We start from the raw sequence: 270 nt of genomic DNA on the forward strand, positions 1-270 counted from the left end.
GGCATACGCAGGTCCAGGTAAGTTACAAGGCATCGTTGAATACTTGATGGCGATGATCCCGAGCACGATTTTCGATGCCTTCGCCAAGGGCGACATTCTGCAAATTTTAGTCGTTGCGGTACTGTTTGGTTTTGCTTTGCATCGCTTTGGCGGTCGCGGTACTCTGGTGTTTGAAATGGTCGAAAAGACTTCCCATGTCTTGTTCGTGATTGTTGGTTATATCATGAAGGCAGCCCCAATCGGCGCTTTCGGTGCGATGGCATTCACCAT

1 protein-coding gene is annotated in these 270 nt (G+C 49.3%); it reads left to right on the forward strand.

From position 1 onward, the window contains the following. Positions 1–46 precede the first annotated feature (46 nt). On the forward strand, positions 47–270 hold a 224-nt coding region (locus QN347_RS20000), incomplete at its 3' end, for a cation:dicarboxylate symporter family transporter (RefSeq protein WP_323494429.1).

It is taken from the genome of Sphingomonas sp. 10B4 (genome assembly GCF_035019905.1).
GTDB lineage: Bacteria > Pseudomonadota > Alphaproteobacteria > Sphingomonadales > Sphingomonadaceae > Sphingomonas > Sphingomonas glacialis.